Genomic DNA, 17,890 nt, shown 5'->3' with positions numbered 1-17,890 from the left:
CATCCATCCTTTCGGATCTGACCAAGACTAAGGCTAAGGCGAGAATGGCCTTTCTGACAAGTCAGGAATTCCCCGCGGTCAGCGCTTTACGCTGGCGGTGACGTAGTTCACGCTCAGATCGCGCGACGACAGGCTCCATGACCACGCGATGGGGTTGAACACCATGCCCTTGCGGTCCACCGGATCAAGCCCCGCCTTGCGGATCAGATCATACAACTCATCCGGGGTGATGAACTTCTTCCAGTCATGCGTGCCCTTGGGCAGCCAGCGCATCACATGCTCGGCCCCGACAATCGCCATCATGAAGGACTTGGCATTGCGGTTCAGGGTGGAACAGATCATCAGCCCACCGGGCCGCAGCAAGTGCTGACAGGCGGTCAGATAGGCCAAAGGGTCGGCCACATGCTCGACCACCTCCATGTTCAGCACGATGTCAAAGACCTCGCCCGCGGCGGCCATGTCTTCGGCCGTGGTATGGCGATAGTCGATATCCAGCCCCGATTGCTGGGCATGCAATTGCGCCACCGGAATGTTGCGCGGTGCGGCATCGGCCCCCACCACATCGGCCCCCAGCCGCGCCATCGGTTCCGACAAAAGCCCGCCGCCACAGCCAATATCCAGCAAGCGCAACCCCTTGAACGGCAAGGGCTGCGACAGATCGCGGTCGAATTCGGCGGCAATCTGGGTGGTGATGTAATCCAGCCGGCAGGGGTTCAGCATATGCAACGGCTTGAACTTGCCGTTGGGGTTCCACCACTCGGCGGCCATGGCTTCAAACTTGGCCACTTCGGCCGGATCTACCGTTGTCTGTTGGTCCATCTGAATTTTCCTTCCGAATGCCCTTTGGGTCGGCGCGTTCAGGTGTATATAGTGCAAGCATGGATCAAAGATCAGGCCAAAAGCGCGCAGTCGAATTTCTGTATCCGCCGATCGACCCGTTCGATCAGCGCGTGATGGATATGGGCGACGGCCATCGCGTCTATGTCGAACAATGCGGCCGGCCTGATGGCATTCCCGTCTTGGTTCTGCATGGCGGGCCGGGGGGCGGGTGCAGCCCGGCGATGCGGCGCTATTTTGATCCGTCGGTCTATCGCATCGTGCTTTTTGATCAGCGCGGGTGCGGGCGGTCACAGCCACATGCCAGCGTTGAAAACAACACCACCTGGCACCTGGTCAACGATATCGAGGTGTTGCGGCAAAAGCTGGGCATTGACCGCTTTATCGTCTTTGGCGGCAGTTGGGGGGCAACACTGGCCCTGATCTATGCGATCAGCCACCCCGATCACGTCAGCCAGCTGGTGCTGCGCGGTGTCTTTCTGATGACCAAGGCCGAACTGGACTGGTTCTATGGCGGCGGTGCCGGGGCCTTTTACCCCGACCTCTGGGCGCGCTTTGTCAGCCCGATCCCCGAGGATGAACGGCACGATCTGATCCGCGCCTATCACCGGCGGCTGTTTTCAGGCAATCTGATGGAAGAAACGCGGTTCGGCCGCGTTTGGGCCAATTGGGAAAATGCCCTGGCCAGCGTGCATCACGATGGGCAGTTGGGCGAATCTCCGGGCGATTATGCGCGCGCCTTTTCGCGGCTGGAAAACCACTACTTCCAGAACGCCGGCTTTCTGCAAGGCGACGGCTGGATCTTGCGCGAAAAGCACCGTATCCGGCATCTTCCCGCAACCATCGTTCAGGGCCGCTTTGATATGATTTGCCCGCCGATTTCGGCCCATAAGCTGGCGCAAGACTGGCCGAAATGCAATCTGCGGATGGTGCCTCTGGCCGGTCATGCCCTGTCAGAACCCGGCATCTCCGAGGCGCTTGTGCGCACCATGGATGCGCTGCGCCCCTGATGACCGAAGAGACGAAATCCCCCGAACTCACCCTGCGTGGCTTGCGTGTCTTTGTCGCGCTCGAAGAGACAGGGTCCGTGATCGGTGCCGCCACCCGCATCGGCGGCTCGCCTTCGGGTGTGTCGCAGCACATCACGGCGCTGGAAACGGCGGTCGGTGCCAAACTGTTCGACCGCAAGGCCAAGCCGGTCACGCTGACGCCGGCCGGGCAATCCCTGTCGCGCCACGCGCATCGCATTCTGTCTGCCGTATCCGAGGCCCAGACCGATCTGGCCGAACTCAGCCTGTCGGCCTTGCCGCAGCTCAACCTTGCCATCATCGACGATCTTGACGCCTCCCTGACGCCGGTTCTGGTGTCGGCGGTGCAGGCGCGGATGCCGCGGTGCTTTGTTCATGCCGTTTCGGGCCGGTCAGACCATGTCATCGAACGGCTCGAAGCGCGCGAGGCCGACATCGGCGTCACCGCCCAACTGCCCGAAGGGCTGGGCTATCAGATTCATCCCATCCTCAAGGAAAGCTTTGTTCTGGTCACGGCCAAGGGGGCGATCACGGGCGATCCGGCCGCCGCTTTGAACAGCCTGCCCTTTGTTCAATATTCTGAAACCATGCCCATCGGCCAAAAGATCGCCCGCCACCTTCGGCGGGTGCGTCTGAACCCCGAACGCCGCTTCGCGCTTGAGGCGACGCGCTCGGTGCTGACCATGGTGGTGCAAACCCGTGGCTGGACACTGACCACGCCGCTGAACCTGATGGATGCCGAACGGGTGCTGCCGCAGCTTGATGTGCTGCCCTTGCCCTTTGCCGGTGAAACCCGCCGGGTGTCACTTGTCGCGCGCGAAGGCGAGTTGGGCAAGCTGCCCGAAACGCTGGCCCGCGATTGCCGCACCATCGCCCGCCTGCGCATCGTGCCGCGCTTTGCTGTCATCGCGCCCGCCTTGGCCGGCGCGATAGAGGTGGTCGAGGAAGACTAGGCCCGCGCAAAGGCCACAATATCGGCCACCAGACAATCCATGCTGTCGGTCCATGTTCTTGGCATCAGACCATCGGTCAGCAGCGACAGTTCGGTGCAGGCCACCAGCAGGTGGTCGCATTCTGGCGCCAGATCCTCGGCCAGCCGCCGCAAAGCCGCGCCCCCCGCTGGCCCTGCCGTCACTTGCCCCGCCTTGACCTGCCGGATCAGCGCCAGAACCGGCGCGTCGTCCTTGGGCCAGACAGGCACCAGCCCCGCCGCATCGAACTGGGCCTGAAACGCCCCCGTCAGCCGCACAGCGGGCGAGGCCAGCAACCCGATCCGTCCCTTGGGCAAGGCGCGCACCGTGGCTGCGCGCATATCCAGAAACGGCAGATCGCTGGCCGCCAGGATCTGCGGCGCATAGGCATGGGCCGTATTGCACGGCATGGCCAAGGCCTGCGCGCCCGCCCGTGTCAGATCGCGCGCCATGCCCGCCAACACTGGGCCCGGGTCGTCGCCCACCCCGTCGATCAGCCGACGGATCCGGCTGGGAACGCCGGGGTTCTGATGCACGATCAGCGGAATATGATCGGCATCATCCTGCGCCGGAACGGCTGCCAGAACCTTCTGCATCAGCAGGATGGTGGCCTCTGGCCCCATCCCGCCCAGAATGCCGACCGGTCTCATGGCTTGGGCAGCACATGGGTATAGCCGGTCAGGCCGATGGCCCCGCCGGTGTGCAGGAACACGATCCGTTCGCCTTTCTTGAAATGGCCCTTGCGCACCAGATCAATCAGCCCCGCCGCGCCCTTGCCCGAATAGACCGGGTCCAGCAAGATCGCCTCTTGCCGGGCGAACAGGTCAATCGCCTCCAGCGTGCTGTCCGCCGGAATGCCATAGCCCGGCCCGACATAATCGCAATTGGCCACCACATCCGCGCGCGAAACCACACCGCCCAGCCCCAGCTTGGCCTCGGTCGCCTGCGCCAGTTTGAAGACGTTTTCTTCCTGCTTGTCCTTGGGCGCCCGCACCCCGATCCCCAGCAGCGGCAGTTGCGCATTCAGCGCCTTCAGCCCGACGATCAGGCCGGCATGGGTGCCCGCCGATCCGGTGGCCGTGACCATATGGTCAAACACGATGCCCCGATCCACCATCTGCCCCAGCAATTCCAGCGCACAATTGACATAGCCAAGCGCCCCGGTGGCATTCGACCCGCCGCCCGGAATGGCATAGGGCTTGCGCCCCTTGGCGCGAAATTGCTCGGCCACCGCCAGCAATTCGGCATTCATATCCAGCCCCGGCCCGCGATGCTCGATCGTCGCCCCGTGCAGCACATCCAGCAGCACATTGCCGTTGCTGCGGTAATTCGGCTCGTTATAGCCGGTGCGGTCCTCCAGAATGATATGGCAATCCAGCCCCAGCTTGGCCGCCGCTGCCGCGGTCTGGCGGGCGTGGTTCGATTGCGTCGCCCCTTGGGTCAGCACCATATCCGCGCCTTCGGCAACAGCCTCGGCCATCAGGAATTCCAGCTTGCGCGTCTTGTTCCCCCCGGTGGAAAGCCCGGTGCAATCATCGCGCTTGATCCAGATCTCTGGCCCGCCCAACAGGGCCGAAAGGCGCGGCATCGGCTCCAGCGGGGTGGGCAGGTGGCCAAGACGGATACGGGGGAAACGCGAAAGCTGCATGGACGGTCCTTTAGTCTTCATCTGTTCATAAATATCCCACGGGCACCGTGGATCTGCCTGCAAATCCGCCCAAGGGTGTGAAACCCCGATCGCCGGGGCATAGGCTGCGCCAGCCAGCCGATCTCAGCTGTTCTGCCCAAGACGTGCAAGCCGAATATCGGCGGTGCGCGCATGGCCTTCCATCCCTTCAAACCGGCTGATGCTGGCGGTCACGGCGGCCAGCCGGGGCAGGGCGCGGTGATCAACCTGTTGCCAGGTGACGGTTTTCAGAAACTTGTGAACCGACAGCCCGCCCGTATAGCGCGCCGCGCCGCTGGTCGGCAGAACATGGTTCGTCCCGGCAGCCTTGTCGCCAAAGGCCACAGTCGAATCTTCGCCCAGAAACAGCGACCCGTAACAGCAAAGCCGCCCCTTCCACCAATCCAGATCCGCAGCCTGCACATGCAGATGTTCCGGCGCGATCCGGTCGGCCTCGGCGGCCATCTCGTCGCGGTCCTTGCACAGGATGATCTCGCCCAAACCGTCCCAGGCCGCCTTGGCGGCGCTGCGGTTGGGTTCGGGCAGTTCCTCGGCGCACAGCGGGGCCAGGCGCGCAACCTCGGTAGCCAGTTCGGCAGAATCGGTCACCAGCCAAACCGGCGAATTCGCCCCATGCTCGGCCTGCCCGATCAGATCCCAGGCCACAACCAGCGGGTCTGCCGTGCGGTCGGCAATCACCAGCGAATCTGTCGGCCCGGCCACCATGTCGATGCCCACACGGCCATAAAGCAGGCGCTTGGCCTCGGCCACATACTGGTTGCCTGGCCCCACCAGAATATCGGCGCGCGGCAGACCGAACAGGCCAAAGGCCATGGCGGCCACGCCCTGAATACCGCCCAAGGCCAGAACACGATCCGCCCCGCACAGGTTCAGCGTGTATAAAATCGCATCCGGCACCCCGGCAGGCGCATCGGCCCGTGGCGGCGAAACGGCGGCGATATGCGGCACACCGGCAATCTTGGCCGTGGTCACCGTCATCATCGCACTGGCAATATGGCTATAGCGCCCACCCGGCACATAGCAGCCCGCCGCCTGCACCGGAATCAGCCTTTGGCCCGCCACAAGGCCGGGGCGCAATTCAACCTCGGTTTCACGAATGCTGTCGCGCTGGGCCTGTGCGAATCGAGCAATGTTTTCCTGCGCCCAGGCAATATCGTCCTTCAGCTTTTGTGGCACCCGCTTGCAGGCGGCGGCAATCGCCTCGTCGCTGACAACGATGTCACCTTCAAACCGGTCCAGGTCGCGGGCCATGCGCTGGGCCACGGCCTCGCCGCCTGTTTCCAACTCGGCCAACATACGGGCGACCGAGTCTGACAGGGCGCGGTCCTGTTCAACGGCATGGGCGGCAGAGCGTTTGATGAAATCAGGAGCAGACATGGGTGCAGACATGGGGCCTCCGGTCACGGACTGGCCTTCTTGTCGGGTGAGTCAGGCCCTTTCGGCAACGGAAATGCCCGCGCTTCAAGAAAATGGAAGACTGGCATTGTGGGCCGTGAAAGGTGCAATCTGCCCGCCCCCCCTATACAGCGCGCCCTGTTTGCTTTATGCGCCCACCCAACGGCGCGAGATTCCGCAGCCCGGGCGAGGGGGCCCGGCCAAGGGGATGGGTGGTGCCGTCAGGCTTACCGGGTGCAAAAGCACCCCCCTTTGGGAAAGATCACATGAACGATATGAACTTGGCCGCGCCCTTGGCGCAGGCCTTGACGAACAAGGGCTATGAAACGCTGACCGCGGTCCAGACCGCCGTTCTGGCCGAAGGGCTGGAAGGCCGCGATCTGCTGGTTTCGGCACAAACCGGGTCGGGCAAGACCGTTGCCTTTGGCCTTGCCATCGCGCCCGAAGTGCTGGGCAACTCCACCCAGTTGCTGTATGCAGACAAGCCGATTGCGCTGGTCGTGGCCCCGACGCGCGAACTGGCGCTTCAGGTCAAGCGCGAGTTTGAATGGCTTTACGAAATCGCCGGCGCCAACCTTGCCTCTTGCGTGGGGGGCATGGATTACCGCGCCGAACGCCGCGCGCTGGAACGTGGCGCCCATATCGTCGTCGGCACCCCCGGCCGTCTGCGCGATCATATCGAACGTGGCTCGCTGGATCTGTCGGAATGCCGCGCGGTGGTGCTGGACGAAGCCGATGAAATGCTGGATCTGGGCTTTGCCGAAGATCTGGAATTCATCCTGTCCGCCGCCCCCGAAGACCGCCGCACCCTGATGTTCTCGGCCACCGTGCCGAAAGAGATCGAAAAGCTGGCCGGCAGCTTCCAGCGCGATGCCATGCGCATCATCGCCAAGGGCGAATCGCGCCAGCACGTCGATATCGAATACCGCGCCCTGTCCGTCGCCGCGCGTGACAAGGAACATGCGATCTTCAACCTTCTGCGGTTCTACGAGGCACAGACCGCCATCGTGTTCTGCAAGACGCGGGCCAATGTGAACCACCTGTTCGCCCGTATGGTGAACCGGGGCTTTCAGGTTGTGGCCCTGTCTGGCGAACTCAGCCAGACCGAACGGATGCATGCCCTGCAGGCGCTGCGCGACGGGCGCGCCCGCGTCTGTATCGCCACCGACGTGGCCGCCCGCGGCATCGACTTGCCGGGGCTGGAACTGGTGGTCCATGCCGATCTGCCGTCCAATTCCGAAACCCTGCTGCACCGCTCGGGCCGCACCGGGCGGGCGGGCAACAAGGGCGTGTCTGCCCTGATCGTGCCCCCGGCCGAGGCGAAAAAGGCGCAGCGTCTGCTTGCGGGTGCCAAGATCACCGCCGAATGGGGCAAGGCCCCAAGCGCCGATGAAGTGCAGGAAAAAGATGACCAGCGCCTGTTCGAACATCCTTCGCTGAACGAAGGTGTGGGCGAAGATGGCGATATGGCCAACCAGCTTTTGGCCAAGTTCGGCGCCGAAACCGTGGCCGCTGCCTTTGTGCGCCAGTGGCGGGCCAACCGTTCGGCCCCGGAAGAGCTGTCCGACAGCATGCCGCCGCCCGCCGCCCTCCCCCCGCGTGAGCGTGGGGAATTCGGCCCGTCGGTCTGGTTCACCGTTTCGGTCGGCCACACCGGCCGCGCCGAGGCCCGCTGGCTGCTGCCCAAGATCTGCGAAGCAGGCGGCATCGCGAAAGACGGCATCGGGGCCATCCGCGTCAAGCAGGATGAAACCTATGTCCAGATCGCAGCCCCCTTGGCCGAACGCTTTGGTCAGACGGTCGAGCTGGATCGTGAACTGACCATGACCCGCATGGACGGCGAGCCTGAATTGGAACGCCCCGGCCGCCCCGCCCGCGAGGATCGGCCCAAGCCAGCCTATGTGAAAAAGCCGTCGCGTTTTGTCGAAGACGATGCCGCCACCCCGGCCGCCCCGGCGGCCGAGCGCAAGCCTTACGCCAAGCGCGACGACACCGAACGCAAACCCTACGCCAAGCGCGATGATGCCGAGCGCAAACCCTACGCCAAGCGTGACGATGCCGAGCGCAAGCCTTACGCCAAGCGGGAAGATGGCCCGCGCAAGCCCTATGCCGCGCGGGAAGACGGGGATCGCAAACCCTATGCCAAGCGTGACGACGGCGATGCCCCGCGCAAGCCACGGTGGTCGCCCGATGATCGGCCATCAGATCGCCCCGCCGCCCGTGCGGACAAGCCCGCCTATAAATCGGCAGGCTTCAAAAGCCACGGTGGCAGTTCCGACAAACCCGCCCGCGCGGCAGGATCGAAAAGCCACAAATCAGCCGAGGGCAGCTTTGACCGCCCCCGCCGCGACGCCTCGGGCGACGACAAGCGCACCTTTGCCCCCAAAGGCGATGACGCGCGCCCCTTTGTGAAACGCGAAGGCGGCAAGTTTGCCGGCAAACCGGCTGGCAAATCCGGCGGGTTCAAAAGCCAGGGGTCTGACAGCAAAAAGCCCTATGCCGCCAAATCGGCACCGGCCAAGCCCAGAACCGATGCCCGCGACACGTCCAAGCGGTTCGTGCCGCCAAAGGCCAAGCGCTAACCTGAAAAAGGCCGGAAAACACCCCGTTTTCCGGCCTTTTTCAACTGTGCCCATCTGTGCCCATCTGTGCCCATCTGTGCCTAGGGGCGCAGCCTGTGCATCAGCGCCTCATGCAGCCCGGCTGCGGTGGCAAGAACCCCATCCGTTTGCGCGCCCGGCCTGTTGAACCGCAACGGCGCGCCCCGGCGATCTGTCACCTTGGCCCCGGCGCAGGCACAGATCAGTGCCCCGGCGGCAATATCCCATTCCCATGTCGGGCGAAACGTCAGCATGCCGTCATAGCGCCCTTCGGCGGCCAGACACAGCCGATAGGCCAACGAAGTGCGAAAGCTGCGTTGCAGATCCGGCACGCCGCCCGGCCAATACTCGGTGGCCATGTTCGCCTTGGTGGCCAGAACATGCGCGCCGTCCAGACGATCCAGCCCCGAAGCCGTGATCACCGCCCCATCGCGCCGCGCTACCCCGCCTTTTTCGCCCGTATAAAGCCGGTTTTTCGCAGGCAGCAGAACGGCGCCTGCAATCACCTCGCCCGCGTCGGCCACGGCAACCGAAATGGCGAAATTCGTCTCGCCCGCGATAAAGGCCCGCGTGCCATCAATCGGGTCAACGATGAACACCCGCTGGCACGACAGGCGCGCGGCATCGTCGGGGGTTTCTTCCGACAACCAGCCATAGTCGGGCCGCGCCGCCCGCAGTTGATCTTTCAGAAAGCTGTTCACCGCCAGATCGGCCTCGGTCACCGGGCCATGCTCTCCGCCCTTGTCCCAGACCTGCGGATTGGCGCGGAAAAAGCGCATGGCGATGCGCCCCGCCTCTGTCACCGCCTGTGACAGCAGGTCAAGATCACGCGCCGGCAAGGGTCATCCCGTCAATCAGCAGCGATGGCACGCGGGTGGAAAGATGCGCCCGCGCGTCATTGGCCGGAATGATCCGCAACAGCATGTCGCGCAGATTGCCCGCGATGGTGCATTCGTTCACCGGATGGCTGATCTGCCCGTTTTCCACCCAAAAGCCCGCCGCCCCGCGCGAATAATCACCCGTCGTGGCGCTGATGGTGGACCCGATCATCGAGGTCACCAAAAGCCCGGTGCCCATCTGGGCGATCAGATCATCGCGGCTGACGCTGCCGGGCGTCAGATCGATGTTCGACGTGGCGGGCGAGGGCGGCGATGAAACACCCCGCGCCGCATTGGCGGTTGACGACATGCCCAGCTTGCGTCCGGTGGCAAGGTCAAGGGTCCAGCCCATCAGAACGCCGTCTTCCACAATCATCCGCCGCGCGGTTGGCAGGCCCTCGCCGTCAAAGGGGCGGCTGGCCGAGATCCGGGGGCGGTGTGGGTCTTCGATGATGCTCAGCCCCTTGGGCAGCACCTGCGCCCCCAGCGCATCGCGCAGCCATGTGGCCCCGCGCGCCACTGCCGCCCCATTGGCCGCCGACAAAAGATGCCCGATCAGGCTTGACGCAACGCGTTCGTCAAACAGCACCGGAAAGGTGCCGGTCTTGGGCTTGATTGCCCCGGCCCGCTGCAAGGCGCGCTCGCCCGCCAACTGGCCAATGCCTGCCGCCCCCGGCATATCGGCGGCAAAGATGCGGCCTTCGGCGGCCCAGTCCCGCTCCATCCCGGTGCCCTGGCCGGTAAAGGCCACAGCCGACAACGAATGAGACGTGCGGCCATAGCCCCCTGAAAAGCCGTTCGATGCCGCCAGATGCATGGCGCGGCGCGAATAGGCGCCCGAGGCTTCGACCTGCGTCACACCCTTGACGGCCATGGCCGCCGACTCAACCTCTCGGGCTGCGGCTTCCAGTTTTGCGGCCGTGGGTTCGGCGGCGGGGTCCGCCATTTCCAGCGCGTTCAGATCCCAGCTTTGGGCAATCTGGCCCGGCTCGGCCAACCCGGCATAGGGGTCAGCGGGCGCCTCACGCGCCATTGCCACGGCGCGTTCTGCCAGGGCCCGCACCGTCGCATCCGAAATATCCGAGGCCGAGACACAGGCCTGCCGCCCGCCGATCAGCACCCGCAACCCGATTTCAATGGCTTCTGATCGTTCGGCGGTTTCCAGTTTGCCCGCACGAATGTCGATGGCGACCGAGGTGCCAGACACCGCCAGGGCATCGGCCTGATCGGCCCCCGCCGTTTTGGCTGCGGTCAAAAGGGCATCGGTCAAGCGGGCAAGATCGGTCATCGCACCATCCTTTTTGTTCCCGTAGCAGGTAGTGCGTCACACCCATGGGTGCAAGCCATCACGTTTTCCTGTCCGGGGGCCTCTCGGCGCGTCTGTCTGCACGGGGGGTGTACGCAAGGTGTACGGGTGGTGCGGGGGGGCTGACAGCCCCGAACCCCCCCCGCTGAACCCTGTGCCGGGTGGCTTTGCCCTTATTGCAGACGCTGGCCGTTGGCGTAAAAACCCTTGTCCTTGAACTCCAGAACCGATGTCAGCACATCAGGGTTTTCCCCCGGTTTTGCCAGCATCGCCAACATCATCCGCATCCCCATCGCCTCTTCCGACGGGATCAGCCCCATGGCCACCAGCTTGTCCAGCAACCCATTGCCCCCCGACAAGGTCAACTCGATCTTGCCGGTCGGCGCAGGGATGCCGTCAAACGTAGTCAGGTCATTGTTATCAAACGTAAAATCACCCATTCCCGTCAGCGCCGCCCCTGCCGCTTTGGCGGTGATCTGGGTCAGCGTCAGCGCATGAAGATCACCCGGAGCAGCCTCGCCCAAGGCCTCCATTGCGGCCTCGTCGAACAGATCGGTGGTCAACTGCACCTTGCCTTTGGCATCAACAATCAGCGTTGCCGGATCACGCGGCAGGGTGCCGGTCGGGTCCATCATCCCCCAGATCTCGTCTGATACGGCCAGATCCACAATGCGGGTCAGCAGGCTGAAATCAACCGGCACAGCCGTCTTGGCAACCGGGATCATCATGTCAAAAGCGGCTTCCCCATAGCTGACCTTGACCTGCGGAAACGGTATATCCCCCCCCGAAAGCGTAAGGTTCATCCCCGTTCCACCAAGACCATATCGCAGGGTTTCCCCATTCAGCGCAAAGTCAAAACGGCCGCTTTCATTGGTGGCCAGAACAGTGGTTGGCACCCCGCCTTCGGTGCCGTTGATGTCAAAACTGCCTGCCCCATAGCTCAGCGCGGTGGTGAACGACATGCCGTCCCGCAGCGCCTTTGGCAGGTCTTCCATCGCCTCGATGCCAAGGAACGTGCCGCCACTGGCCAGCTTCAGTGCGGCGATATTGCCTGTAAGTTCAAAGGTGTCGGCCTTGTCTTGGGCCGAAACAGCAAAACCCAGCGTTTGCATATCCATCGCCAGATCGGCCTTGATGACATCGGCCGCCGTCGTAAACCGATAGAGCGCGGTCAGCCCCGCAGCCTTGGCGGTGATATCGGCCAGGGCCACCCCATTTTCCAAAGCCTGAATGGCCAGCGACATATTGGGCAGATCATAGGTGTAAGACGTCTCGGGGCCATTGCCCGCAGCGATCACACGCATGCCCGGCTGACTCAGCGTGATGTTCAGGCTGTCGGCGGTGCCATCTTCTGCGGGCATCACGACTTGCATCACATAGCTTTCTGACGCCGTCGCCTCGACCGTGCCGTCCCCCAGATCGCGGAACCGAACCTCATCCAGCGCCCCTGTCATGGTGGCGCCATCTTGGGCCATGCTGGTCTTGACGCCCTTGACCACCAGCGTATCGCCTTGGCGCGTGACACTGTCAGCGACAAGGGCCTGACCATAGCTCGCGCTCAGTTTTTGCCAATTCTGCCAGACTTGTTCCGGCGTCACCTGCGCCTGCGCCATGGCGGCACCGAACAAAGCGACCAGTGCTGTGCTGGTGGCCAATCTCAACTGTGCCATGATCTGTCCTTTCCCTCGCATGCTGCGACATATCCTTTACCCGTGGCCGGTGTCGGTCAAGGCTTTCCCAAGGCGGTTGGAATGCGGTAACCAACAGGAAATGCCAAGAGGGAGCGCGTGATGACGATGAAAGTGGTGGCGATCACGGGGGCAAGCCGCGGCATCGGGGCCGCAACCGCGCGGGAATTTGCGGCGGCGGGGTGGCGTGTGGCCTTGATGGCGCGCAGTGAAACAGACATTGCCAAGATCGCCGATGATCTTGGCGATGCGGCCATGGCCCTGCGCTGCGACGTGGCCGATTACACCAGCGTGCAAGCTGCCCTGCAAACCGTGGTGGCCCGGTGGGGGCGGCTGGATGCCCTGATCAACAACGCTGGTGTGATTGATCCGATCTGCCGGATTTCCGAGGCAGACCCAAAAGACTGGGGGCGCGCCATCGATATCAACCTGAAAGGCGTGCTGCACGGGCTGCGCGCGGCCTTGCCACAGATGAAGGCGCAAGGCGGTGGCACGATCATCACCGTCAGTTCGGGGGCAGCGCATAACCCGCTGGAAGGCTGGAGCAGCTATTGCAGTTCAAAGGCGGGGGCGGCCATGCTGACCCGTGCTGCCCATCTGGAGGAAGCCGCGAATGGCCTGCGCATCATGGGCATGTCACCCGGAACCGTGGCGACCGAGATGCAGGTGAAGATCAAGGCCAGCGGCATCAACCCTGTCAGCCAGCTTGACCCCGCGGTGCATATTCCCGCCGATTGGCCAGCCAAATGCCTGTTGTGGATGTGTGGGCCCGGCGGGGATGACTGGTTGGGCCGCGAGGTCAGCCTGCGGGACGAAGCCATCCGCCGTGCCATTGGGGTGATCTGATGATTGACCAAAGCTTTGAAAACGGCTTGCTGACGCTGACGCTGAACCGGCCCGAAAAAGCCAATTCGTTGACCAAGGTGATGCTGGAACAGTTGGACGCCGCGATTGCCGATGCAGGCGCCGCCCGGGCGATGATCTTGACCGGGGTGGGCAAGGTGTTTTCGGCTGGGGCGGATCTGGAGGAAGCGCAGGCCGGTTTGGCCACCGATCCGGTGTGGGAGAGGCTATCAGCCCGCCTTGCAGCGCTGCCCTGCCTGACCATTGCGGCGCTGAATGGCACCTTGGCAGGGGGGGCGATGGGGATGGTTCTGGCCTGCGATCTGCGCATCGCTGTGCCAACGGCCAAGCTGTTCTATCCGGTGATGAAGCTGGGCTTTTTGCCGCAACCTTCTGATCCGGCCCGGATGTCTGCCCTGATCGGCCCGGCCCGCACGAAGATGATTTTGATGGCAGGGCAAAAGGTTGAGGCGGCCGAGGCGCTGTCTTGGGGCCTGATTGATCGCATCACCCCGCCCGAGATGTTGCTGGAAACGGCGCAGGCACTGGCCGCTGACAGCCTTGCCGCGACGCCTGCGCATGTGGCCGGGATCAAGCATCTGGTTCCGGGCCTCGCCAAGGGCTAGCGGTGGTCAGGCCTTGCGGATCGTATCGCCCAGATCAATGGTGGGGGTCAGCTCGATCACCTCGCCACCAATCACACCCGGATGCTTGCCCGAGATGATTTCAGCCGCCGCGCGCCCGATTTCCAGACGACAGGCATCCATCGTGGCAAGGCGGCGCGGCAAACCTGCCAGCAGTTCAACCCCGTTAAATCCGGCAAGACCCACCTTGCCGGGCACATCAATGCCAGCGTCCAGGCAATACAAAAGCCCGCCTGCACCGATCATGTCATTGGAGTAATACAGGAAATCGACATCGGGTGACCGGCGCAACACCGCCTCGGTCATCTCGCGCCCCTTGAGTAGTGCCGAGCCGCCAGAATAGAACTCTTGGTCAACAAGGGCCAATCCGGCCTTGGCCAAAGCCTCTTCAAACCCTTCAAGCCGCTTTTTGGCGCGATGGTCATTGGGCATCTGGGTGCCCAGAAAAGCAATCCGGCGATAGCCCGCCGCGATGATGGCCTCGGCCATCTGCCGCCCGGCCCTGCGGTGCGAAATGCCAACGGCCGAGTCGACGGGCGTGCCGTCGATATCCATGATCTCGACAATTGGCACACCGGCCTGCGCCAGCATCGCATGGCTGGCCTCGCTATGTTCAAGACCGGCCAGAATCACACCCGAAGGCCGCCAGCTGAGCATTTCATAAAGAACCGATTCTTCACGCTCGGGCAGGTAATTCGTGACACCAACCACCGGTTGCAGGCCGGTATCTTCCAGAACGTCTGAAATGCCGGTCATCACCTCGGGGAAGACCATGTTCGACAGCGAAGGGATGATGACACCCACAAGATTGACGCGCTGGCTGGCAAGTGCGCCGGCGATCTTGTTTGGCACATAGCCAAGGTTGCGGGCCGCTTCCAGAACCCGTTCCCGGGTGGTTTCGCTGACATCGCCACGATTGCGCAAAACCCGGCTGACCGTCATCTCGCTGACGCCCGAGGCTTCGGACACGTCACGCAATGTCAAAGGGCGGCGGGGATCGGGTGAACTGGGTTTGGCGCTTGTCGGTTTGGACACAGGGCGGGCCTTTGGTTGGGCAGTTGTCACATTCGTTGTTAGCGCCAAAGCCCCCCCTTGTCCAAGCCAAGTTTTTGCGCTATGTTATCGCTAACAATCTGTGCAGACCCAGTGCAGACCCAGTGTCGGCACAGTGATCCGATCCAAAGCGTCCTGCAAGCTCTCAACCCAGACGCAATGGACCAAAGGGGGGAGTGGTGGGCCAAAATTCACTCCCCCTACACCTTTTCAGACCAACCCTGCTTGAAGTGGCGCCAGAATTTGCCCATGAAGAAGCTGTGGTCCCGTGGCTCAACTGGATAGAGCAGCCCCCTCCTAAGGGGCAGGTTACAGGTTCAAGTCCTGTCGGGATCACCAACAAAAACCCATATGTTTACAAAGACATATTTGCAAATTCGCACACTTGCATCAAAGGTCTGGGCGAGATGCTGCTGCTGCGCATATCCTGTCATCGACTCGCGTCCTGCTGTTTTAAGCGTTCTCGTGCCCGTCGGATGACCGGCACGACAGCTTTGGCCCTACCCTCCGGTCAAAACTGCAAGCTGCGATTGGGTGCGCAGAGCAGGTCTGCGCGGCAGGATTTGTTTAGGTTCACGGCAGAGCAGATTCCGGCCAGCCCGGTGACAGCGATTCAACGTGGCGGCAGAGAAGTGTCGCAATAGCGCTCGACCATCGGGCGAAGCGCGATGCAGGCGCGCAGCTTCGTCGCCATCAGATACATTCCGGCGATCTTGCGATGCAAGAACAGCGTTGCAGCGGGGGGCACATGCGCAAGCTCTCGATCGCTACCGATGGCAAGGCCCATGTGGCGCAGACGCTGCAACAGCTCGCTTTGCCCAAAGTCGAATGGGCCTTGTTGCCGCAACGGGCCCATAGCGAATTGAAACATAGACTGGATCAGGTCTTGATGATGCGGTGCCGTGGTGCTGTCAAAATAGCCGATACGCAGCATTGCGTCGCGAGTTTCGGCCGCATTGCCGTTAAGCGCTACCCGTGCAAGCGCGCGAAAATCTGCGGCCAGTTCGGGCGAAATGGGTTGGACTGCACCGAAATCGAGAAGCACAATGCGGCCAGTCGTGGGGTCGAAACGGTAGTTGGCAAGGTTGGGGTCGGTCTGCATCGCGCCAAAAACGAACAATTCGCGCAGCACCAGATCAATCAGCGCAGAGGCAACACGATTACGTGCGGACTGCGGGGCATCGACCAAACTGTCGAGCGGTGCGCTTTCCATGTAGTCCATGGCCAACACCTGCGGTGTGCAGAGTTCCTTGTGCAAGACAGGCAGGACAAAGGTTTCAGAGTTTTCCAGCAAGGTCGCGAACCGGGCCAGATGGTCAGCTTCGGCCAGGTAGTCGGCTTCTGCATGCAGTTGGCGTTTAGCCTCGGTCAAGACGGGGGTAATGTCCATGCCGCGTGGAAGGATCCCCGGAAGGCGCAAGAGGGTGGCCACATTGTTGACATTGCTGTCGATGCTGGCCTGTACGCCGGGATATTGCACCTTTATCGCAAGCTCTTGGCCATCGTGGGTTATGGCACGATGCACCTGCCCGATCGATGCCGCCGCAAAGGGGCGCACGTCGAACCGGGCAAAGCGGCCATACCAACCGGTTCCCCATTGGGCATTTAACACGGTTTGAAGCTGTTTGGGGGGCATGTGACGTGCATCATCCCGCAGTCGCCCCAGAATGACCGTCAACTCATCAGGCAAGACAAGCCCAGTATCCATCGACAGCATTTGCCCAAGCTTGAGTGCTGCACCCCGAAGATGTGACAGCCCGTCTGTCAGCCGCAAGGTGTTGGCTGGCGTCAGAATCAGTTGCGCCAGATCTGGACGTCTGCCGCTTGCAAGCGCCCGCAGCCCTCCAGCCGCAACATCGCCTGCGATTCCAGAAGCCATGCTACCAAACCTGAGAAGTCGGCTTGCACGACCAGTTGGCACCGCAGCGCCTTTGTCGCTCTTGTTCTGAGACATGGCTCGTTTCCTGTATCCGTTCGGGCCATAGCTAGTCCTGCGGTTCCACTGTGGCAGGTGGTGAAGATAGAAAAGACGGCAAAAGGAATATGTGCCGTGATCTTTTCAAAGCCTGTCCAGATTCCGTTTTGGGATGCTCAGTAATTCTTGGGTTAAAGCAGACGACTATCTCTGAACGCTGGATGAGGCACAGCTTCTCTGATCGGTCTTGCCCAGAACCCTCGGAGTGACTTTGCCTCCTTGTGGCCTGTGCCCAAGGCAAGAGATGTGTTGGCCAGGTTCGCGAGTGTTGCGAGACCGAGACAGCATTATTGCGCTGCCCACCATGCACGCGCGACACTGCACTATAAGGCTGCGTATGAGATTCTCCCTTTGCTCTGCGAGTGGCGGAACGAATTTTCCAAGATCCGGCGCCAGAGGCGAAGTGTTAGCCGTCGAAGCAAGGCCGTTGAAGCAAGAACGTATCGCAACAAGACTGCGATCGCGGTGGACAGTCGTCGTTGTTGTTCAGATTCGGTCCAGCTCTGTCGGACGCAGAGGATCTTTCACCATGCCCGTGCGTCTTTGATCGTCCTTTTGGAAATCTGTCCGATGGCTGCCGATAACTTGGACAAACAAGAAATGACCAGCGGACGAGGGCCGCTCTGAACGAAGCCGAATCTGGCGAAAGATCCTGGTATTGGTCGAGATTCGGCTGCAGACGCGGGAGGATTCGCACGCTGCGAGGTGAGATACGGAGGCATGTGACTGCTAAAAGGCAGCGGATTCAGTTTATTCATAGGCGTTTTTCCCAATAAAACTTGGGGTTCGCAAATTTTTTTTGCCTTTCGTGCTTTTTCCTCTGGCGGCTCCCGAAAACTACGCCTAAACACCGCCTCACCGAAGCGGACGGGCTGACGGAAGTTGGACTGGACGGTGAGGCGGCGGCGGGATTGGTTGGATCTGATCTTGGTGCTGGACGATCTGGAGGCAAGGCGGCTCGGGAAGCGCTAGGAGACTGGCGCCT

The 17,890-nt window shown here is 62.4% G+C and carries 14 protein-coding genes and 1 tRNA gene; 6 read left to right on the top strand and 9 right to left on the bottom strand.

The genetic code is table 11. The features are described from left to right. Positions 1 to 78: 78 nt before the first annotated feature. Entirely contained in the window at positions 79 to 819 is a 741-nt protein-coding gene (ubiG, locus tag V3C85_RS01440) for a bifunctional 2-polyprenyl-6-hydroxyphenol methylase/3-demethylubiquinol 3-O-methyltransferase UbiG (RefSeq protein WP_331793297.1), read from the bottom strand. A gap of 59 nt (positions 820 to 878) precedes the next feature. Here ubiG and pip point away from each other — a divergent pair, with 59 nt between their 5' ends. Both pip and V3C85_RS01430 read left to right on the top strand, forming a co-directional pair. Next, complete coding sequence (pip, locus tag V3C85_RS01435; protein ID WP_331793296.1) at positions 879 to 1,847, top strand: prolyl aminopeptidase; 969 nt, start codon at positions 879 to 881, stop codon at positions 1,845 to 1,847. Then, positions 1,847 to 2,818, top strand: a complete 972-nt coding sequence (locus tag V3C85_RS01430) for a LysR family transcriptional regulator (RefSeq protein ID WP_331793295.1) — start codon at positions 1,847 to 1,849, stop codon at positions 2,816 to 2,818. The genes pip and V3C85_RS01430 overlap by 1 nt, the downstream gene beginning before the upstream one ends. On the opposite strand, the gene V3C85_RS01425 is transcribed toward V3C85_RS01430, so the two are convergent. The 3 genes from V3C85_RS01425 to hisD all read right to left on the bottom strand — a co-directional run bounded on the left by V3C85_RS01425 (position 2,815) and on the right by hisD (position 5,912). Next, positions 2,815 to 3,486 (bottom strand): aspartate/glutamate racemase family protein, encoded by a 672-nt coding sequence (locus V3C85_RS01425; RefSeq protein WP_331793294.1) that lies wholly within the window; start codon positions 3,484 to 3,486, stop codon positions 2,815 to 2,817. The two genes, V3C85_RS01430 and V3C85_RS01425, sit on opposite strands and share 4 nt — an antisense overlap. Then, positions 3,483 to 4,484 (bottom strand): D-cysteine desulfhydrase, encoded by a 1,002-nt coding sequence (locus V3C85_RS01420; RefSeq protein WP_331793293.1) that lies wholly within the window; start codon positions 4,482 to 4,484, stop codon positions 3,483 to 3,485. The genes V3C85_RS01425 and V3C85_RS01420 overlap by 4 nt, the downstream gene beginning before the upstream one ends. 123 nt (positions 4,485 to 4,607) lie before the next feature. Next, positions 4,608 to 5,912: a histidinol dehydrogenase gene (gene hisD / locus V3C85_RS01415; protein ID WP_445941964.1), complete on the bottom strand. Its 1,305-nt coding sequence runs from the start codon at positions 5,910 to 5,912 to the stop codon at positions 4,608 to 4,610. Positions 5,913 to 6,184: 272 nt separating this feature from the next. On the opposite strand from hisD, the gene V3C85_RS01410 reads away from it, so the two are divergent. After that, positions 6,185 to 8,500 carry a DEAD/DEAH box helicase gene (locus V3C85_RS01410; protein ID WP_331793292.1) on the top strand — a complete coding sequence of 772 codons (2,316 nt, stop codon included), beginning with the start codon at positions 6,185 to 6,187 and terminating at the stop codon, positions 8,498 to 8,500. A gap of 80 nt (positions 8,501 to 8,580) precedes the next feature. Here the strand turns inward: V3C85_RS01410 and V3C85_RS01405 are convergent, their stop codons facing one another. From V3C85_RS01405 to V3C85_RS01395, 3 genes are all read right to left on the bottom strand, one after another. Next, on the bottom strand, positions 8,581 to 9,357 hold the full coding sequence (locus tag V3C85_RS01405; RefSeq protein WP_331793291.1) for a 3'(2'),5'-bisphosphate nucleotidase CysQ: 777 nt from the start codon (positions 9,355 to 9,357) through the stop codon (positions 8,581 to 8,583). Continuing rightward, positions 9,344 to 10,684 carry a TldD/PmbA family protein gene (locus V3C85_RS01400; RefSeq protein WP_331793290.1) on the bottom strand — a complete coding sequence of 447 codons (1,341 nt, stop codon included), beginning with the start codon at positions 10,682 to 10,684 and terminating at the stop codon, positions 9,344 to 9,346. Before V3C85_RS01400 ends, V3C85_RS01405 begins: the two co-directional genes overlap by 14 nt. 191 nt (positions 10,685 to 10,875) lie before the next feature. After that, entirely contained in the window at positions 10,876 to 12,372 is a 1,497-nt protein-coding gene (locus tag V3C85_RS01395; RefSeq protein ID WP_331793289.1) for a DUF2125 domain-containing protein, read from the bottom strand. Positions 12,373 to 12,492: 120 nt separating this feature from the next. On the opposite strand from V3C85_RS01395, the gene V3C85_RS01390 reads away from it, so the two are divergent. Both V3C85_RS01390 and V3C85_RS01385 read left to right on the top strand, forming a co-directional pair. Next, positions 12,493 to 13,236 carry an SDR family oxidoreductase gene (locus V3C85_RS01390; RefSeq protein WP_331793288.1) on the top strand — a complete coding sequence of 248 codons (744 nt, stop codon included), beginning with the start codon at positions 12,493 to 12,495 and terminating at the stop codon, positions 13,234 to 13,236. Next, entirely contained in the window at positions 13,236 to 13,859 is a 624-nt protein-coding gene (locus tag V3C85_RS01385) for an enoyl-CoA hydratase/isomerase family protein (RefSeq protein WP_331793287.1), read from the top strand. Before V3C85_RS01390 ends, V3C85_RS01385 begins: the two co-directional genes overlap by 1 nt. A gap of 6 nt (positions 13,860 to 13,865) precedes the next feature. Here V3C85_RS01385 and V3C85_RS01380 read toward each other — a convergent pair whose 3' ends face one another. Then, entirely contained in the window at positions 13,866 to 14,819 is a 954-nt protein-coding gene (locus V3C85_RS01380; RefSeq protein ID WP_445941968.1) for a LacI family DNA-binding transcriptional regulator, read from the bottom strand. Between the two features lie 373 nt (positions 14,820 to 15,192). On the opposite strand from V3C85_RS01380, the gene V3C85_RS01375 reads away from it, so the two are divergent. Continuing rightward, positions 15,193 to 15,269: transfer RNA gene (locus tag V3C85_RS01375), tRNA-Arg, on the top strand. 274 nt (positions 15,270 to 15,543) lie between these two features. On the opposite strand, the gene V3C85_RS01370 is transcribed toward V3C85_RS01375, so the two are convergent. Next, a complete protein-coding gene (locus V3C85_RS01370; protein WP_331793286.1) occupies positions 15,544 to 16,809 on the bottom strand; it encodes an ABC1 kinase family protein in 1,266 nt (421 codons plus the stop codon). Positions 16,810 to 17,890: the final 1,081 nt, after the last annotated feature.

Source organism: Pseudotabrizicola sp. L79 (assembly GCF_036553525.1).
Lineage (GTDB): Bacteria > Pseudomonadota > Alphaproteobacteria > Rhodobacterales > Rhodobacteraceae > Pseudotabrizicola.
The sequence above is the reverse complement of the archived record's forward strand: the minus strand, read 5'-3'. Positions and strand labels throughout refer to the sequence as shown.